The sequence below is a fragment of the Candidatus Dormiibacterota bacterium genome (assembly GCA_035532035.1).
Lineage (GTDB): Bacteria > Vulcanimicrobiota > Vulcanimicrobiia > Vulcanimicrobiales > Vulcanimicrobiaceae > Tyrphobacter.
The window spans coordinates 1-18,012 of sequence record DATKRS010000021.1; the positions used below are offsets into that span (position 1 = coordinate 1).

Genomic DNA, 18,012 nt, shown 5'->3' on the forward strand with positions numbered 1-18,012 from the left:
TGGTAGCGCCAACGGGAATCGAACCCGTCTTTCCGCCTTGAAAGGGCGATGTCCTAACCGATAGACGATGGCGCCGCGGGCAAGAGCTTGGCCCCCAGGGGGCGTGCAGCCTCCCCGGGTGGTAGTATACGACAGATGGGCACCGAGAGCCGCCGTATTCTGCTGGCCAATCCCCGCGGCTTTTGCGCTGGGGTCGATCGGGCGATCCAAATCATCGAGGATCTGCTCGACGTGCACCCGGGAACGCTCTACGTGCGTAAGGAGATCGTCCACAATCGCGACGTCGTCGAACGGCTGCGCGGCCGCGGCGTGGTCTTCGTCGACGAGCTCGCCGAGGTACCCAACGACTCGCTTGCCGTCTTCAGCGCGCACGGCGTCGCGCCCGACGTTCGCCGTCAGGCGGCCGAACGCAACCTGCGCGTGGTCGACGCGACATGCCCGCTCGTCACGAAGGTTCACGTTGAGGCGTTGCGTTTCGCGCGCGACGGCTACTTCGTGCTGCTCATCGGCCACGCTGGGCATGACGAAGTCACGGGTACGCTCGGGCAGATTCCCGGATCGATCGCACTCGTCGAGAACGAAGTGGACGCTGCAACGGTCGCAGTTCCCGATCCGCAGCGCGTCGCCGTCGTCACGCAGACGACGCTGAGTCTCGACGACACCCACGGAATACTCGCCGCGCTCAAGCGCCGCTTCCCCGCGCTCAAGGAGCCGCCGAGCAGCGACATCTGTTACGCGACGCAGAATCGCCAGAACGCCGTCAAGGAGCTCGCCGTCGCCTGCGACGTCGTCCTCGTCGTTGGATCGCAGAACAGCTCGAATGCGCAGCGACTGCGCGATTGCTCGGCGGAAGCCGGGACGCCGGCCTATCTGATCGACGGCCCGAACGAGATCGAGCGCGCGTGGATCGCGCACGCAACGACGATCGGCGTTACCGCCGGTGCATCGACGCCGGAGCATCTCGTCGCGCGCGTGGTCGAACACGTGCGCGCGATCGTCGGCGATGCCGACGTGGAAGAGTTCGGCAAGCGCGAGCCGACAATCGTCTTTGCGCCGCCGCGCGAGCTCGCGGGCATCATCGCTAGCGGCGAATAATCGCAAGGAGCAACCATGGTCACCGGCATCGACGTCCACATCTACAACGTCAAAGACTTCGAGCGCGCGCTACGCTTCTACACCGAGTTACTCGGCACGCAGCCCGAGACGCTGATGGAGGGTTCGTGGGCGGAGTTCGCGCTGCCCGATGGCTCGGCGTTCGCGATCGGAAAGCACGAGAACCACCCGTGGCAACCGGGATACGCCATCGCCTTTGCCGTTCCGGACGTCAAATCTGCAGTAGAGTTCGTCCGCTCGCACGGCGGCAAGGCAGGCGATCCCGGAGAGTCCCCCGTCTGCCATATGTCATTCGGCGAGGACACGGAAGGGAACCAGATCGTACTCCACCACCGTAAGTGACGGCAGTGGGCCCGGTAGGATTCGAACCTACGCGCAACCAGTTATGAGCCGGCCGCTCTACCGCTGAGCTACAGGCCCGCAGCCGCCGCTACGCACGCTTCCTTACAAGGGACCGCGGTTCCGCCCTCAAGGTTACGCGAACCCGCGTGCCGGAAGGCTGTCTCGCTGCAACCAGTTTTCCGGCGCGTACCTCGCGCGCCCGTCGACGGCGTGCAGCGTATACGCGTGGCGCGATTTCGCCGAGCGATTCGGCCCGCTGTAATGCGGAAGCATGCCGCTGAAGACGACGAGCGTCCCGGCGTCGACCTCGAGCGGCGTTGCGCTTTCGATCGTCGGCCACGGCGCCGGGTCGAGCCGCTCCAGCAGCGTCCGCCCCTCCCGCACGACGAAGCGCTCGCGCAATGGGCCGCGATGTCCGCCGGGCTCGACCCACAGGCAGCCGTTCGCGCGATCGGCGCGCTCGAGCGCGAACCAGAATGCCACGACGCTCGGCGGATCCGTCACGAAGAACGACGCGTCTTGATGCCACTTCACTTCTCCGCCGATCTCGGGTTGCTTGAAGATGTACATCGATTGGTAGAGCAGCGGCTGCTCGAGGCCCACCGTCCGCGCGATGCCGGCAAGACGCGGATCGCGTGAGAACGCCGCGAACACCGGGTCGAGGTCGTGCAGTGCGTGGCCTATCTTGTTGATCGCGTGTGCCGTATCGCGCCGCAGCGCACCGGTTTCGTCGAATGCTTCCTCTTCGAAAAAGCAGCGAATCGTCGTCGCCGATTCGAGGAAGTACGCGTTGCTGCGCTCCGCCTGATCGCGCGTCGAAAATACCGCGCTTCCCTCAGACGGGTCGAACGCGTCGACGATCTCCCCGGCGCGCGCCCGTACGCGCGCGATCTCCGTCTTGGACGCGAACGCCGGGAAGACGAGATATCCGTCTTCCTCGAATCTCCTACGCTGCTCGTCGATCACGCGCGCCGCGAATAGACTCCCGCACCGGCATAGACCGCCGCTTCGCCGAGCTGCGCTTCGATCGCCATCAGCCGGTTGTACTTCGCGATGCGCTCGCTGCGCGAGAGCGACCCGGTCTTGATCTGCCCCGCGCCGACGGCCACCGCCAAGTCCGCGATGAACGTGTCTTCGGTTTCGCCCGAGCGATGCGAGATGACGGTACCGTACCCGGCCTTCTGCGCCATCTCGATGCACTCGCGCGTCTGCGTCAGCGTTCCGATTTGGTTCACCTTGATGAGGATCGCGTTGCCGACTCCTTCTCGAATGCCGCGCGCGAGCATCTCCACGTTCGTCACGAAGATGTCGTCGCCGACGAGTTGCACGCGCTTGCCGAGCTCGCGAGTCAGCGCGCTCCATCCGTCCCAGTCATCTTCGGCCAAACCATCTTCGAGCGAGACGATGGGATAGCGATCGAGCAGATCGCGATAGAGCGCAATGGTCTCCTTCGACGAGAGCCCGTGCTGTTTGTCGAGGGCGAAGTACTTTCCGTCCGCATGAAACTCACTCGCCGCAGGATCGAGCGCGATCGCGACGTCCTCACCGGGACGATAGCCGGCGCGCTCGATGGCGGCGACGATGAGATCGAGCGCCTGCTGAGGCGTGTCGAGCCGTGGCGCGTAGCCGCCTTCGTCGCCGACGAGCGTGGAAAGACCACGCTCGTGCAGCAGTTTTCCGAGGGCGTGAAAGACCTCGGCGCCGTATCGCACCGCCTCGGAGAACGTCGGCGCTCCGAGGGGGACGATCATGCACTCTTGGAACTGGAGCGCGCCCTCGGCGTGCTTGCCTCCGTTGATCACGTTCATCTGCGGCACCGGCAACGTCGCCGCCGACGGGCCGCCGAGGTAACGAAAGAGCGGAAGCGACAGGCTTGCCGCAGCGGCTTTCGCGGTCGCAAGCGAGACGGCGAGCAATGCGTTCGCACCGAGGCGCGATTTGTTCGGGGTTCCGTCGATCTCGCACAAACGCACGTCGATCTCGCGTTGCGCCGTCGCGTCGAGCCCTTCGAGCGCGGGCCCGAGCACGTCGTTCACGGTCGCAACGGCCGTGCGCACGCCTTTCCCGCCGTAGCGCGACGCGTCGCCGTCGCGCAACTCGACCGCCTCGCGCGAACCCGTCGAAGCGCCGGAGGGAACCATCGCCTCCTCAACGGCGCCGAAGCTCGTTGCCACGCTTGCGGCGACCGTCGGATTGCCGCGGGAGTCGAGAATTTCGCGCGCTTCGACGCCTTCGATGAGCGGCCGCCCGCCGCCGCGCAGCGACTCCAGCATCAGCCCTTGATCCAGCGCTCGAGATCGTGGCGCCACACGTAGTCCGCATCTTCGAAAAATAGCGGCAGCTCGCGCCGCGCGCTCTCGCTCGAATCGCTCGCGTGAACGAGATTACGCCCGATGCTCTGCGCGAGATCGGCACGGACGCTGCCGGGCGCAGCCTGCAGCGGATTCGTCGCGCCGATCAGCTGTCGGCATGCCTCGATCGCGCCCTCGCCTTCGACGGCGAGCGCAACTAGCGGACCGCTCGTGATGAAGCTGACCAAGTCGTCGAAGAACGGCTTGCCTGCGTGCTCGCTGTAATGCTTGCGCGCGCGATCGCCGTCGAGCTGCAGCATGCGCATCGCCGTGATGATGTATCCGCGGCGTTCAATGCGCGCGACGATCTCGCCGACGAGACCGCGGGAAACCGCATCGGGCTTACAGAGAACGAGCGAACTTTCGACTGCCATAGCCTTGCGAAGGTGCGGCGCGCGGCGCGGATAAGCCTGCCGCATGGGGGGAGCGTTCGCGCGCGTCGTCTACGTCGCGCGCACGGGAAGCACGAACGAGGATGCAGCCGAGCTGCTCGGCGACGACGCGGCACTCGGGATGACGATCGTTGCCGAAGAGCAGACCCGCGGCGTCGGGCGGAAAGGACGCTCGTGGACGGCGCCGGCGGGGAGCGCGTTGCTCTTCACCACGATCCTGCCGCGCGAGATCCCGACCGACGATCTCTGGATCGTGCCGTTCTGGGCGGCACTCTGTATCCGCGACGCACTCGCAGGCGCCGGCGTCGACGCGGCGCTGCACTGGCCGAACGATCTGCTCTTGAACGACAAGAAGCTCGCCGGCATTCTCTGCGCCTCGCGCATCCTTGGCAAGCGCGCGCGCGTCGCATGCGGCGTCGGCATCAACGTCTTTCGCGCGGCAGGCGCCGCGCTCGATCCGCCGCCCGCGTACTGCGACGACGTGGCCAACGTCGAACGCCCGGTATTGCTCGCGCGTATCTTGGAGCGATTCGGTGACGAGTTGCGACGGCTCGCGGATACGGGCGCGGTCGCGCGCCGATGGGAGGCCGCCGCGAACGTGCCAGGCCAGCGGTACCGGCTGCTGCTCGACGGAGAACGCGTGCCGTTCGAGGCGACGGCCGTGGCGCTCGCCGCCGGCGGCGGACTCGTCGTGGAGCGCGACGGGCGGCAGGAGACCATCGCGCTTGCCGACGCGCGCTCGCTGCGCTAGCGCGTCATTTCACGACGCCGCCGAGCACGATACCGGCCGTGCTGAGCGCCGACGCCGCTTCGCTCTCCACCGCGCCGTCGATGGCAAGGCAAAGATTCGCTGTCGAGTCGACGTTGGCGGGCTTCGGGATCATCTTCGCAGCAACGCCGGCGTCCTTGAGCGCCTTCGTGGCGATCATTGCGTCGGTGTTGCTAGCGAAAACGAAGATGATCTCGGGCATCGACATCCTTATGGGCTCGACTCGCCCGTCACGAGCTCGTTTAGCGTCGACGCCACCTCGTTGAGCTCTGCGACGCGTTCGACGGCATCGTGCATGCGGTTGGACATCTCTTGCGCCAGCGTTTCGATCACGATCACGTCGCCGTGCAGCTCTGCGTTCAGCTTTTGCAGCTCGGCAACGCTTGCCGGAGCCTCGTCGCCCTTGGCCAGCTCCGCAATCAACTCGCCGCTTCGCTCCACCGCTCGCCGCGTCGCAGTCACGTGATCTCCGGATACCTCACTTCCGACGACCGTCACGCCCAGCTCCTTCGCGGTCTCGCGAACGCGCCGGCTGTTTTGCACGAGCGTCTTCGACAGCGCCTGCACGATGGGAACGGCGAGCGCGAGCACGAGTATTACCGCGAGCAGGCCCCACAGCACGAGCGTCCACGTCGTATGACCGATGATGTTCGTGATCCGTACCATCGGAATGCCGTACCACGACGCCCCGACGATCTGGTTCTGATCGGTCATCAACGGGTCGATGCGAGCGAGGTACGTCACGCCGCCCTCGGTGTCGCTTCCCACGTACGGTCGCCCCGTGCGAATGACGGCCGCCGTAGCCGGAACTTGGGCGTCGAGGTAGCGCGTGCCGTCCGGGGTTACGATCGAGCTCGAGACGATCGTGCCATCGTCGATCAATGCGATCGCGCCGCCGATCGCGCGCGTCGCTTCGTCGACCAGATCGTACGAGTGGTTGAGCACGAGGCCGCCGTAGAGCACGCCGATCGTGCGCTCTTGCGCGTCGCTGATCGGCGTCGCCGAAACGATCGCCAATCCGTCGTGCTGCACCCCCGCCTGCAGTGCCAATCCTTCGCTCTGCAGGAAGCCGGGTGAAAGGCGTGCGAGCGTGCTGAACGTCTCGCCGTTGAGCGCCCGTTGTACGAGCGGATCGTTCGCAAGGGATCCGCCACTGCGCGCGTGCACGCGCGCGAGGACGTGGCCTTGGAGATCGACCGCAGTGAGAAACGAGAGGCCCGAGTTCTCTACGGTGTTCGAAAGATCGCCGGCGAGCTGCGCTCCGTTGTGGCCTTGCACCGCGATGCGCACGGCATCGCTCGCGGCTTCCTGCGCGACGAGCAGCTGGATTTGCTTCTTGCGCGACGCCACGTACCCGCCGAAGGCGCTCGCTTCGCTCGTTACCTCCGTGCGCCCGAGCGAGAAGAGGTCGTGAGCCAGCACCGAGCGAGCGGCGATCAAGCTGCTGACGAAGATGAGCACGACCGCACCGACGATCGCCCCCAGCAGGCGCGTGCGCAGGCTGAACTTCATGCGTGTTCTCCCTTTCCGTTCTCGCTGACCTTGAAGCGGTGCAGATGCTCGTCGATCCGGTCGGCTAACGCGTGCATCTGTTCGATCGATCCGAGCATCCGCTGCGATGCGTCCGTCACCTCGCGGCTGACGTACGTCAGCACTTCCACCGAGGATGCGTTCTTCTGCGAGATCGATGAGATGTCTGAAAATGCCTGATTGACGCCGTCGGATTGACGCGTCATCGACTGCGTCGCATTGAGATTCAGCGTCACGGACTTCGCGATCTCTCCGATCGAATGGATCACGAGCTGCGAGTTCGCGCTCATGGCGCGGGCGACCGCGCTGATCTGACCGATTTGCTCGTTGGCGGCGATCACCGCGTTGACGATCTCTCCGAGCGCCCCGGACGCCGAGTTGGTGCCGGTGACGCCCGCTTCGACTCGCTCCATCAGGCGTTGCATCGCCTCGACGACGTCCCCGATGACACTCTGCGTTCCCGCGATGTGTTGTGCGATCTCCTTCGTCGCCGTGACGCTCCCGTCGGCAAGCTTGCGAATTTCGTTTGCGACGACGGCGAAGCCGCGCCCGTGCTCTCCGGCGCGCGCCGCCTCGATTGCGGCGTTGAGCGCGAGCAGATTCGTCTGCTCCGCAATCCGATCGATGACTTTGACGATGTCGCCGATCTGCTCTGAGTTCGTGCCGAGCTGACGGATGTCGCCGGCGAGATCCTGGATCGTCGAGGCGATCGTGCCCATACCGGCGTTGATCGTTTCGATCGCCGTTCCCCCACGCTCCGCCGTGCGTGAGGTCGCCTTCGAAATCGTCGATAGTGCGTCGACCTGCACGGTGACCTGCTCGATCGAGCTCGCCATGTTCTCCACCGCCATCGCCGTCTCGTCGAGGCTGCGGGTTTGTTCTTCGGCTGCGGCGGCGATCGAGGAGATCGCCTCGCCGAGCGCGAGCACTTTGCGCGTCGCCTCTTCGACGATGCGCTGCTGCTCGGCGATGCCCTCGTCGAGCTGCTCGTGGGCGACCGTCGCGCCTCCGAGCACGGCGAGCGTCGTCGAGGCGGTGCCGCGCAGCTCGGAGCCCGCGCCGGCGAGCTCGGCGGCGTGCCCGGAAAGCTGCGCGAGAAAATCACGCATGCCGCCGATCAACCGGTTCAGCGTCTGCACCAGGTCCTGCAGCGCAGGCTCGGCGGCCGCAATGCTCGTCGTGAAGTCGCCCTGGTACACGTCGTGCAGACCGTCCACGACCGCAATCAGCCCGGGCGTGCGAGGAGTTGGAAGCGCAGCGAGTTCCTTCTCCGGCTGCGCGGCGTCGCGAAACAGCAGGCTCACGACGCTCCCAGCGACGAGAACCGGCAGCACCGCGAGCTCCGCGCTCGCGCTGCCGCGCAGCAACCCGGCAGCCAGGCCAGCGATCGCCGCCGCGAGCGTCGCGAGCAAGCCGTACGGCGAGCCGAGAAACGCCGCCGCCAGGCCGGCAACCGCTGGGACGAGTGCCGCTCCCGGCTCGCCGGTCCAGAACCAGCCGAGTGCGGCGGCGGTGAGAGCAGCGAGCGCGCCAAGGCCGCCCCGGACGGACGGCGCCGTGCTCGCGCGGACCATTACCTGTGGGCGCGCCCGACGCGCCGGTCGCAGGTTTCGCAGAAGTACGACGTCATGTTATCCGTCTCGAAAATCGAGTTCGCGTAATACATGCCGCATCGCGCGTTGAAACAATGCTTCAAGCCGAAGAGATGCCCCAGCTCGTGCACGCACTCCTTGAGCGTTCGCTGGAACAGAACGTTCGGGTCTCGCTCTTCACCATAGAACTCCGGCCGAAGCCGGTGGAGCGACACGACCGCGAGCGACTGCGCCTCGTCTGCGTCGCCGAAGATGAAGCGATGCGACGTCTTATAGAGGTCGAACTCGGTGAGGACGAGGAGCGCGCCGTCCTGCTCGGGGTACGCGCCCAAGACTTTCGCCGTCAGCGTCGTGAGGAAGAGCTGGCCGCGAGTAGCGTTCAGCGCGCTGCGCGAGAGAGCGAGGGTCCTCTCCACCTGCGCGCGCGCCAGGAAGCGTTCTTCGAGGCAGAGCGCGAGACGATCGAGAAAGGCGCCGTCGACGGCATTGACCGGAACGATGCGAATCTTCGATTCCATCCCGGACTGATGGTTTCTCCGTCCTCAGCCGGAAAACCCGGCAACCTCTGCGAAGGGCGGCGCATGATCCTCGGCATCGGCCTAGACCTCGCGGAGGTGGCGCGCTACCGCTTCGACGATCGCGCCCTCGCGTGGTTCGGCCGAAAGATCTATACCGACGAAGAGATGGCCTACGCGCTGCGCAAGCGTAACGTCGCGGAACGACTCGCGGGCTTCTTCGCGGCGAAGGAAGCCACGCGCAAAGCGTTCGGTCATGCAATCCCCTGGCGGCGCATCGGCGTCACGCACGAGCGAAGCGGAAAACCTAGCATACGCCTTACCGGTGGGGCGGAGTCTCTCGTTGCCGCGCGCGGCATCGACAGGATACACCTCACCATCACGCACACGCCGGTGACGGCGGCTGCCGTCGTCGTGCTCGAAGGGCCGCCCAAGCCATGCTCTACCTCTTAACCCCGCAGGAGATGCGCGAGGCCGACGCCGCCGCAGGCGCGCGCGTCGGGCACGAAGCGCTCATGCGCAACGCCGGCGATCGCGTTGCCGAGCGCATCCGCACCCTCGTGCCGCGAGCCTGCCGCATCGTCGCGTTCGCCGGCCCCGGAGACAACGGCGGCGACGCCTTTGCTGCCCTCGCGTCGCTCGATGCCTCGTACGAGCGCATACTCTACGCGGCGGAATCGCGCAAGCCGTCGGCCGCGCGGGTGGCGGCGGAGAAGCGCGCCGCCGAGGCGGGGGTCGTCGTCGAGCCGCTACCCGATCGCGAGGACGGCGCCGCAGCCGCGTTGGAGGGTGCCGCGCTCGCGCTCGACGGGCTCTTCGGAACGGGCTCGCGGCTGCCGCTCGGCGAGCGGTTCCTAGCCGCCGCGCGCGCGCTCGACGCCCGGCGTCTGCGCGTGCTGGCAATCGACATCCCGAGCGGCACCGATGCCGGCACCGGAGCGGTCGGCGACGGCGCCGTGCGCGCGAGCGAGACGCTGACGGTCGCGGCGCTCAAGCCGGGCCTGCTCCTCATGCCCGCGCGCGAGAATGTCGGCGCGCTGTGGTGCGCGCAGATCGGTATCGACGATGCGACGCTCGCGGCGCACGCGCACACGTATGCGACGCTCGACGACGACGCCTTCCTTCATATGGTTCCCCGTCGCGCGATCGAATCCGACAAGCGCAGTGCGGGAGCGCCGCTCGTGATCGCGGGGTCCGCGCAGTTTCCCGGAGCCGCCGTTCTCTGCGCGCTCGCCGCCGCTCGCGCGGGCGCGGGATACGTGACGGTTGCCGCTCCGGCTTCCGCCGCGCAGGCCTTGCGCGCCCATCTCGTCGAGCAAGTCGTCGTCGAGCTCGACGAGGCCGCCGCGCCGGGTAAGATCGTCGAATCCATCTGCGAGATCGCGCAACGCAACTCGTCGATCGCCGTCGGCCCGGGGCTCGGGCTGGAGGATCGCATCGGAGAGATCGTGCGCGGCGTCATCGCCGGCACCGAGCTGCCCGTCGTCGCAGATGCAAGCGCGCTCTTCCATCTCGGCAAGCATTTGAGCGATTTGCGTCCCTCGAAAGGCTCGGGACCGGATCGCATCGTGCTGACGCCCCATGCCGGCGAGTTCGCCCGGCTCTCCGGCAAGGGCACGATTCGTCCGGGTGAGCGCGTCGCGCGCCTGCACGAGTTCGTGGACCGCACGCGCATCACGACGCTGCTCAAAGGGCTCGACACCCTCGTCTACGATGGAACGACGACGTTCGTGAACCCGTCGGGCACGAACGCGCTCGCGACGGCCGGAACGGGCGACGTGCTGACCGGCGTCATCGCGACGCTCCTCTCGCAAGGGCTTTCCCCGTTCGACGCTGCGTGCGCGGGAGCGTTCTGGCACGGTCTCGCCGCAAAGGTTGCCGCGCAACGCCGCCGCACGGGCGTCATCGCGCGCGACGTCATCGACGCGCTGGCGGATGCTTTTCCGAGCAATGCCGAGCACGGGGCGGTGCGCCGCGTGTTCTAGAGGCGGCCATCAGCGCGACGCGAGCAGGGCGCGCAATCCATCTTCGTCGACGACTGCCACACCAAGCTGCTCCGCTTTCGCAAGCTTGCTCCCGGGCTCATCGCCGGCAACGACGTAATCCGTCTTCTTGCTCACCGAGCCGGTGACGCGCCCACCGGCGGCTTCGATCATCTCGGTGGCTGCCTCTCGCGTGAGGCTCGGCAGCGCGCCGGTGAGCACGAACGTCTTGCCGGCGAGCGGCCCTTCCGGCGCGCGCGCGCGCTTGGGTGCCGTCGTCACGACACCGGCCGCGCGAAGCCGCTCGATCATCGCACGATTCGCCCTCTGCTTGAAAAAGAGCGCGACGCTTTTCGCCAGTTCGGGACCGATGCCCGCGCTGCGTTGCAGCTCCTCCTCGCTTGCGCTTTCCAGCGCGTCGATCGAGCCGAAGTCGCCGGCCAGGACCTGCGCGGTCTGTTCGCCTACGAAGCGGATTCCCAACCCGACGAGCAGGCGCGCGAGGCCGCGCGGTTTCGAGCGTTCGATGGCGTCGAGGAGTTTGGCAATGGACTTCTCGCCGGTGCGCGGCACGCGCGCGAGCCTGCGGCGGTCGAGCCCGTACACGTCGCCGATGTTCTTCACGATGCCGAGCGCGGTGAGCTCGCCGGCCATCACGTCGCCGAGTCCCTCGATATCCATCGCGCCGCGCGAAGCGAAGTGCCGCACGCGCTCGTAAACCTGCGCCGGACAGGCTGCATTGGTGCAACGCCACATCGCTTCGCCTTCGGGCCGAAACGCGTCCGCGCCGCAGACGGGGCAGCGTTCGGGCATGTGAAACACCCGCTCTTTGCCCGTTCGCTCTTGGACGACCGGCCCGACGACGCGCGGAATCACATCGCCGGCGCGGGTCACGATGACGGTGTCGCCGATGCGAATGTCGTTATGCGCGATGTAGTCCTCGTTATGCAGCGTGGCGTTCTGAATCGTCACGCCCCCGACGTGCACCGGTTCGAGAATCGCGTACGGGTTGAGCGTCCCGGTGCGCCCCACGTTGATCGCGATCTCGTTGAGCTTCGTGCGCGCTTCGCGCGGTTTGAACTTGAATGCGATGGCCCAACGCGGGTTGCGCCCGACCGAGCCGAGACGCTCCTGAACCGCCACGGCGTCGACCTTGACGACGACTCCGTCGATCTCGTAATCGAGCTCGTCGCGCCGCTCCTCCCACTCACGGCAGTACGCGAGCACCTCGTCGACCGTCTCGCGCCGCGCTACGTTGGGATTGACGTGAAAGCCCATTGCGGCGAGATCCTGCAGCGCTTGCCACTGCATAGCCGGACCCGGGATCGCGCCGTAAGCGAAAAACGACAGACGCCGCTGCGCCGTCATGGCCGGATCGAGCTGGCGCAGCCCGCCGGACGCGGCGTTGCGGGGATTTGCAAAGTCCGGCAGCCCGGCACGTTCGCGCTCCTCGTTCAGCCGAGCGAAATCGCTCTTACGCAAGTACGCCTCGCCGCGCACCTCGAGCTCCGGCACGACGCGTCCCTTCATCCGAAGCGGAATCGTCTTGATCGTGCGCAGGTTCGGCGTCACGTCCTCGCCGATGCGTCCGTCTCCTCGCGTTGCGCCGCGCTCGAAGACGCCGTTACGATACGAGAGCGAAACCGCCAAGCCGTCGATCTTGAGCTCGCAGACGTACGCGACTGCAACCTCCGCGAGCTTCCGTACGCGTTCGTCGAACGCCCGCAGCTCAGATTCGTCGAAGGCGTTTGCCAAGCTCAGCATCGGAACGCGGTGCTCGTACGGCGCAAAATGCTCGGACGCGGGAGCTCCGACGCGCTGCGTTGGGGAATCGGCAGTCCGCAGCTCGGGGTGTGCCGCTTCGAGCTCCACGAGCTCGCGCAGCATCGCGTCGTACGCCGCGTCGGTGATGGTCGGCGCGTCGAGCACGTAGTACCGAACGTTGGCCTCTTCGAGGCGCGCGCGCAGGTCCGCCGCCCGCTCTTGGACGCTCATCGAAGCTACGCTTCGACTTCGACGCGTTCGCTCTTGGCCAGATCGTCGAGGACGCGCATGTTCTCGCGCTCGAGACTCGCGAGATGCTGCGCGTCGGGGACGTGGTGCCCGACCGCGCGCTCGTCGCGCAGAACCGGAACGAGATACGCGCCGGTGTACGACGCAGGGTTGCGCGAGAGCTCCTCCGGCGTGCCGGTTCCCACCACCGTTCCGCCGCGGTCGCCGCCCTCCGGCCCCAGATCGACCAAATAGTCCGCGCTCTTCACGACATCGAGATTGTGCTCGATGACGAGTACGCTGTTTCCCGTCTCGACCAAGCGCTGGAGCACCTCGAGGAGCTTGTGGATGTCGGCAAAGTGCAGCCCCGTCGTCGGTTCGTCGAGCACGTAGAACGTTCGGCCGGTCGAGCGTCGCGAGAGCTCCGTCGCGAGCTTCACGCGCTGTGCCTCACCGCCCGAGAGCGTCGTCGCCGGCTGGCCCATCTTGACGTACCCGAGGCCCACGTCGCAGATCGTATGCAGTTTGTTGTAGATGCGCGGAATCGTCTCGAAGAAGCCGCTCGCCTCGTCGACGCGCATCTCGAGCACGTCGGCGATTGATTTGCCCTTGTACTTCACCTCGAGCGTCTGCGCGTTGTAGCGTCTTCCCTTGCACACTTCGCACGGCACGTACACATCGGGGAGGAAGTGCATCTCGATCTTGATGATTCCGTCGCCCTGGCACGCCTCGCAGCGACCGCCCTTCACGTTGAATGAAAACCGTCCCGGCGTGTACCCGCGTACCTTCGATTCCGGGACGAGCGAGAAGAGCTCGCGAACGGCATCGAACGCGCCCGTATACGTCGCCGGATTGCTGCGCGGCGTGCGACCGATGGGCGACTGGTCGATCACGACGATCTTGTCGAGCTGGTCCGTCCCCTTCACGCTTGCGTACGTTCCCGCCGCGCCGCGCTGGCCGTGGAGGTACGCCTCGAGCGCGCGAACGAGCACCTCGTTGACGAGCGTCGATTTGCCGCTCCCGCTCGCTCCGGTCACCGCGCAAAAGACGCCAACCGGAATGCGTACGTCGATGCCGCGCAGGTTGTTCGCCGTCGCTTTCTTGATCTCGAGCCAGCCGCGGGGCGCGCGCCGGCGTCGTGGAATCGGGATGAACTTGCGGCCCGACAGATACGCCCCCGTTTCGGATCGCGGGTTGCGAAGAACCTCATCGAGCGTACCCACCGTGAGGATCTCGCCGCCTTCGGCGCCCGCTCCCGGACCGATGTCGACGATGACGTCGGCGGTACGCATCGTATCTTCGTCGTGCTCGATGACGATGAGCGTGTTGCCCAGGTCGCGCAGCGTTCGCAGCGTCGCGAGCAGGCGGTCGTTGTCGCGCGGATGCAAGCCGATCGACGGCTCGTCGAGAATGTAGAGAACGCCGACGAGCGCGCTGCCGATCTGCGTCGCAAGCCGGATGCGTTGCGATTCCCCACCCGCGAGCGTTGTGGCCGAGCGCGCGAGCGTGAGATAGCCGAGACCGACGCTCGAGAGAAATCCCAGCCGCGCACGGATCTCCTTGACGATTTGGTGCGCGATCTTCTCCTGGCGCTCGGTGAGCGGTAGATTTCGAAAGAACGTCTCCGACTGCTCGATGGAGTTGCGCGTCAGCGCGTCGATGTTCGTGCCGCCGACGGTGACGGCGAGCGCCTCGGGCTTGAGGCGGGCACCCTTGCACACCGGGCAGACCGACGACGACATGTACTTCTCGATGTCTTCTTTGACGTACTCGCTCGACGTCTCGTTGTACCGGCGCTGCAGATTGTTGACGACGCCCTCGAACGAGGATCGGTATTCCCACGTCGTACCGGAACGCGACGTGTACGAAAACTGCTGCTCGCGGTCGGTTCCGTACAGGATGAGGTCGACCACGTCGTCGCTCATGTCGTCGATCGGCGTCGAGGCCTTCACGCGATGCCGCCGCAGGACGCGTTCGAGCTGCTGCAGGTAGTACGGGTTCATCGAGGGATACTTCCCCGTCCCGAGCGTCCGGCTCCACGGCGCGATCGCGCCTTGAGAGATCGACTTCGAGCGGTCGGGAATCACCTTCCAGGGATCGATCTCGGTCTTGACGCCGAGGCCCGTGCAGGCCGGGCAGGCGCCGTACGGTGAGTTGAACGAGAAGAGACGCGGCGCCAGCTCTTCAAAGGAGACGCCGCAATCGACGCACGCGAACGCCTCGCTGAACGTCACGTCCTTGACGTTGTCTTCCTGAGCCGCCCGCGCAGCGGGAGAGTCGAAGGACGCGGTGAGGATGCCGCTCGAAAGCCGCAGCGTCGTCTCGACGGAGTCGGTCAGGCGCTTGCGCACGTCGGGTTTGATCGCGAGCCTGTCGACGACGACTTCGATCGTGTGCTTTCGCTTCTTGTCCAGAGCGATCTTCGAACGGAGCTCGCGGATCTCGCCGTCGACGCGAACCCGTACGAACCCCTCTTTGGCAATCTCCTCGAAGAGCTTGGCGTACTCGCCCTTGCGCCCACGCACGAGCGGAGCGAGCAGTTGAACGCGCGTCTGGTCCGGCAGCGCGAGGAGCGCGTCGACGATCTGCTCGCTCGTCTGCGTGCTGATCTCGCGCCCGCACGCCGGGCAGTGCGGCGTGCCGACGCGCGCGTACAGAAGACGAAGATAATCGTAGATCTCGGTCACGGTGCCGACCGTCGAGCGCGGGTTGTGCGAGGTCGACTTCTGATCGATCGAGATCGCCGGCGAGAGACCCTCGATGTACTCGACGTCCGGCTTCTCCATCTGCCCTAGGAACTGCCGTGCGTACGAGGAGAGCGACTCGACGTACCGGCGCTGTCCTTCGGCGTAGATCGTGTCAAAGGCAAGCGACGACTTGCCCGACCCGGAGAGGCCGGTGACGACGATCAGCTTGTTGCGCGGAAGAACGAGATCGACGTTCTTGAGATTATGCTCGCGCGCGCCTTTGATAACGATCGAATCAAGGGGCATAAAAGTGTCCGTCCCCTATGAACCGCGGGTCGCCGGGAAGGATGCGGCTTCGATGATCGGCCCCACGTCCAGAATGGAGGCGCACGTTGCGTCGGGCGGCCGAGCCCCGCGGGGCAGCTCTTCTCCGCGCACGTTTACCCAGATGGTGAAAAGCCCGGCTTCGAGCGCGCCCCGGATATCGCGGTCGTAACGATCGCCGACCATGGCAGCGGCTTGGGGCGCGACGCCGAGCACCCGGCATGCGTGCGCGAAAAGCTGCGGGTCGGGCTTGAGCATGCCGACCTCATCCGCGATGAAGATCGCATCGAGAACGTCGCGGATCTTCAATAGCGTGATCTTCTCGTGATGTGTTTCCGCGAAGCCATTCGTGACCAAGCCGATGCGCTTGCCCGTGCGGCGAAGCGATCGCAGCAGCTCGAGCGCTCCCGGAAAGAGGGCGAAATACTCTCGCCGGTACGCGTTGTAATCGCGAGCGCAACGCTCCGCGAGCGCGTCGTCCTCAACGCCGACCGCTGCAAGCGCTCGCGCCCACAGCCGCTTTCGCACTCCGCCGATCCGCGTCGTCAGATCGTCGGCCGAAAGCCCGCCCCAAAATCCGTGAACCTCCGCCGCATACGCTTCGTCGAGCCGCGTCGCGTCTATCCCGCGCTCGGCCTCGACGTCGCGCGCGACGCGCAGCGCGGCGCGCCGATAGGCAGCCGTGTCGTCGTGGAGCGTGTCGTCGAGGTCGAAGAGCACGACCTCGATGGGATTACCCTTCAGCGCCGAGCCGCATTCGGGAGGGCGACGCGAGCGCTCCGGGCGTGGGCCAGCGAGACGGCGAGCAGGACGGCGGCGAGCATGCGCTCTAACTTCGGCTCAACGATGCGTATCCTTCGTCTCGTCGCCGCCTTGGCAACGGCCGCGCTCTTGCTCGTGCCGCCTCCGTCTGCGGCCGCGCGCCCGACGCTCGCTCAGGCGATCGCCCGGCTGACGAGCAATCCGCGGTACGCCCGCGGCTACTTCGGCATCGCGGTCTACGACATCGACCATCGCCGCATGCTCTACGCGCGCGACGCGCAGCATCTCTTCGTTCCCGCATCGACGACGAAGACGCTGACCGAAGGAACGGCACTCGGCGTCCTCGGCCCGAACTTCCGCTTTCGGACGCCGGTCTATCGCACCGGCCCCGTCGCAGGCGGCGTGCTGCACGGCGATCTCGTGCTGGTAGCGTCGGGCGATCCCGATATCTCGCAGCGCATTCAGCGCAACGGAACGCTCGCATTCGAGAACGAGGACCATGCGTACGACGGCTCGCCCGAAACCAAAGCCGTACCCGGCGATCCGCTTGCGGTGCTGCGCGATCTCGCCAAGCAGATCGCGGCGCGTGGAATCCACGCCATCACCGGCCGCGTCTTCGTCGACGCGACGCTCTTCCCCGACGCAGGCATGGAAGCGGGTACGGGGACCGACGTCAATCCCATGATCCTCAACGACAACATCATCGACGTGATCGTCGCTCCGGGCGCGCGCGCCGCAGACCCCGCGCGCGTCGTGTCGATCTCACCGCAGACGCCATACGCGCGCTTCGTCAACGCAGCGAGGACTGCGGGGCCACACACCGACGATACGCTCGCGATGACCGACGCCGACGACGGGCACGGAGGACGCATCGTCACGATCGCGGGTACCGTCAAGAGTACCGACAAACCGACGCTCTACGCGTATCGCGTTGCGAATCCGCCGCGCTTCGCCGAAGACGCGCTCACCATCGCGCTGCGCGATGCCGGCGTGGCAATCGAGAATCCGCCGCCGGACGCGCCGTTCGTGCGAGCGGCGTACGCGTCGTCCTATCTGCCCGCAAATCTCGTCGCCGAGCACGTTTCGCCGCCGTTGCGCGAAGACGTCAGGGTAACGCTCAAAGTAAGCGACAATCTGCACGCGGCAGAGATGCCCTACCTTCTGGGCGTCTACGCCGGACACGCCCGGCACGGTCGGCTGCAGGCGGGGTTCGACGTCGAAGCGCGGTTCTTACGCAACGCCGGCATGGACCTTTCCGGCGCCTCGCAATCCGACGGCGAGGGCGCGTACGATTACTTCGCGCCTGCGTTCATGGTGCATTACCTCGCCTGGGTGCACTCCCAACCGTGGTACGGTGATTTCTATCGGGCGCTTCCGATTCTCGGCGTGGACGGAACGCTCGCGGACGTACAGACGGGCGCTCCCGCGCGGGGCAGGGTGCACGCCAAGACGGGTGCGTGGGGATGGCCGAACCTTCTCTCGCACGGTGCGGTGTACAGCAGAGGCCTCGTCGGATACGTAACGACGCGCAGCGGCAAGCACGTGGCGTTCTGCATCTACGTGAACGACATAGCGTTCGGTCACGACGTGGACGGCGTGGCGATTCTGGGTCAGCTGCTCGGCGCAATCGCAAACGCAATCTACGTCGACGGCTGACGCGC

At 66.4% G+C, this 18,012-nt stretch carries 16 protein-coding genes and 2 tRNA genes; 6 read left to right on the plus strand and 12 right to left on the minus strand.

Going from position 1 to position 18,012, the window contains the following annotated elements; genetic code table 11:
* Positions 1–75: transfer RNA gene (locus tag VMV82_07040), tRNA-Glu, on the minus strand.
* A 60-nt stretch (positions 76–135) separates the two neighbouring features.
* Between VMV82_07040 and ispH the strand changes: the two genes are divergently transcribed.
* Both ispH and VMV82_07050 read left to right on the plus strand, forming a co-directional pair.
* Positions 136–1,095 (plus strand): 4-hydroxy-3-methylbut-2-enyl diphosphate reductase, encoded by a 960-nt coding sequence (gene ispH / locus VMV82_07045; GenBank protein ID HUY41307.1) that lies wholly within the window; start codon positions 136–138, stop codon positions 1,093–1,095.
* Between the two features lie 15 nt (positions 1,096–1,110).
* On the plus strand, positions 1,111–1,455 hold the full coding sequence (locus VMV82_07050; protein HUY41308.1) for a VOC family protein: 345 nt from the start codon (positions 1,111–1,113) through the stop codon (positions 1,453–1,455).
* 6 nt (positions 1,456–1,461) lie between these two features.
* Here the strand turns inward: VMV82_07050 and VMV82_07055 are convergent.
* The 4 genes from VMV82_07055 to ndk all read right to left on the minus strand — a co-directional run bounded on the left by VMV82_07055 (position 1,462) and on the right by ndk (position 4,180).
* Positions 1,462–1,533: transfer RNA gene (locus VMV82_07055), tRNA-Ile, on the minus strand.
* A gap of 54 nt (positions 1,534–1,587) precedes the next feature.
* The gene (locus tag VMV82_07060; protein HUY41309.1) at positions 1,588–2,421 is read right to left on the minus strand and encodes a phytanoyl-CoA dioxygenase family protein; all 834 of its coding nucleotides are present in this window, start codon (positions 2,419–2,421) and stop codon (positions 1,588–1,590) included.
* Positions 2,418–3,728 (minus strand): phosphopyruvate hydratase, encoded by a 1,311-nt coding sequence (eno, locus tag VMV82_07065; GenBank protein ID HUY41310.1) that lies wholly within the window; start codon positions 3,726–3,728, stop codon positions 2,418–2,420. Before eno ends, VMV82_07060 begins: the two co-directional genes overlap by 4 nt.
* On the minus strand, positions 3,728–4,180 hold the full coding sequence (ndk, locus tag VMV82_07070; protein HUY41311.1) for a nucleoside-diphosphate kinase: 453 nt from the start codon (positions 4,178–4,180) through the stop codon (positions 3,728–3,730). The genes eno and ndk overlap by 1 nt, the downstream gene beginning before the upstream one ends.
* Positions 4,181–4,223: 43 nt before the next feature.
* Here ndk and VMV82_07075 point away from each other — a divergent pair, with 43 nt between their 5' ends.
* Complete coding sequence (locus VMV82_07075; protein HUY41312.1) at positions 4,224–4,949, plus strand: biotin--[acetyl-CoA-carboxylase] ligase; 726 nt, start codon at positions 4,224–4,226, stop codon at positions 4,947–4,949.
* 4 nt (positions 4,950–4,953) lie between these two features.
* On the opposite strand, the gene VMV82_07080 is transcribed toward VMV82_07075, so the two are convergent.
* From VMV82_07080 to VMV82_07095, 4 genes are read right to left on the minus strand one after another with little or no spacing between them, the layout of a single operon-like run.
* A complete protein-coding gene (locus VMV82_07080) occupies positions 4,954–5,169 on the minus strand; it encodes a DUF3343 domain-containing protein (GenBank protein ID HUY41313.1) in 216 nt (71 codons plus the stop codon).
* Between the two features lie 8 nt (positions 5,170–5,177).
* The gene (locus VMV82_07085; protein HUY41314.1) at positions 5,178–6,479 is read right to left on the minus strand and encodes a cache domain-containing protein; all 1,302 of its coding nucleotides are present in this window, start codon (positions 6,477–6,479) and stop codon (positions 5,178–5,180) included.
* Positions 6,476–8,071, minus strand: a complete 1,596-nt coding sequence (locus VMV82_07090; GenBank protein ID HUY41315.1) for a methyl-accepting chemotaxis protein — start codon at positions 8,069–8,071, stop codon at positions 6,476–6,478. Before VMV82_07090 ends, VMV82_07085 begins: the two co-directional genes overlap by 4 nt.
* Positions 8,071–8,607: an archaemetzincin family Zn-dependent metalloprotease gene (locus VMV82_07095; protein ID HUY41316.1), complete on the minus strand. Its 537-nt coding sequence runs from the start codon at positions 8,605–8,607 to the stop codon at positions 8,071–8,073. The genes VMV82_07090 and VMV82_07095 overlap by 1 nt, the downstream gene beginning before the upstream one ends.
* A gap of 63 nt (positions 8,608–8,670) precedes the next feature.
* On the opposite strand from VMV82_07095, the gene acpS reads away from it, so the two are divergent.
* Both acpS and VMV82_07105 read left to right on the plus strand, forming a co-directional pair.
* Positions 8,671–9,057 (plus strand): holo-ACP synthase, encoded by a 387-nt coding sequence (acpS, locus tag VMV82_07100; protein HUY41317.1) that lies wholly within the window; start codon positions 8,671–8,673, stop codon positions 9,055–9,057.
* Positions 9,042–10,589 (plus strand): NAD(P)H-hydrate dehydratase, encoded by a 1,548-nt coding sequence (locus tag VMV82_07105; protein ID HUY41318.1) that lies wholly within the window; start codon positions 9,042–9,044, stop codon positions 10,587–10,589. The genes acpS and VMV82_07105 overlap by 16 nt, the downstream gene beginning before the upstream one ends.
* Before the next feature lie 9 nt (positions 10,590–10,598).
* On the opposite strand, the gene ligA is transcribed toward VMV82_07105, so the two are convergent.
* The 3 genes from ligA to VMV82_07120 are packed head-to-tail and all read right to left on the minus strand — an operon-like array spanning position 10,599 to position 16,309.
* Positions 10,599–12,581: an NAD-dependent DNA ligase LigA gene (gene ligA, locus VMV82_07110; GenBank protein HUY41319.1), complete on the minus strand. Its 1,983-nt coding sequence runs from the start codon at positions 12,579–12,581 to the stop codon at positions 10,599–10,601.
* Positions 12,582–12,586: 5 nt separating this feature from the next.
* Positions 12,587–15,571, minus strand: coding sequence for an excinuclease ABC subunit UvrA (gene uvrA / locus VMV82_07115; GenBank protein HUY41320.1), 2,985 nt, complete (start codon positions 15,569–15,571; stop codon positions 12,587–12,589).
* 15 nt (positions 15,572–15,586) lie between these two features.
* Positions 15,587–16,309 carry an HAD family hydrolase gene (locus VMV82_07120; protein ID HUY41321.1) on the minus strand — a complete coding sequence of 241 codons (723 nt, stop codon included), beginning with the start codon at positions 16,307–16,309 and terminating at the stop codon, positions 15,587–15,589.
* A gap of 126 nt (positions 16,310–16,435) precedes the next feature.
* Between VMV82_07120 and dacB the strand changes: the two genes are divergently transcribed.
* Entirely contained in the window at positions 16,436–18,007 is a 1,572-nt protein-coding gene (dacB, locus tag VMV82_07125; protein HUY41322.1) for a D-alanyl-D-alanine carboxypeptidase/D-alanyl-D-alanine-endopeptidase, read from the plus strand.
* Positions 18,008–18,012: the final 5 nt, after the last annotated feature.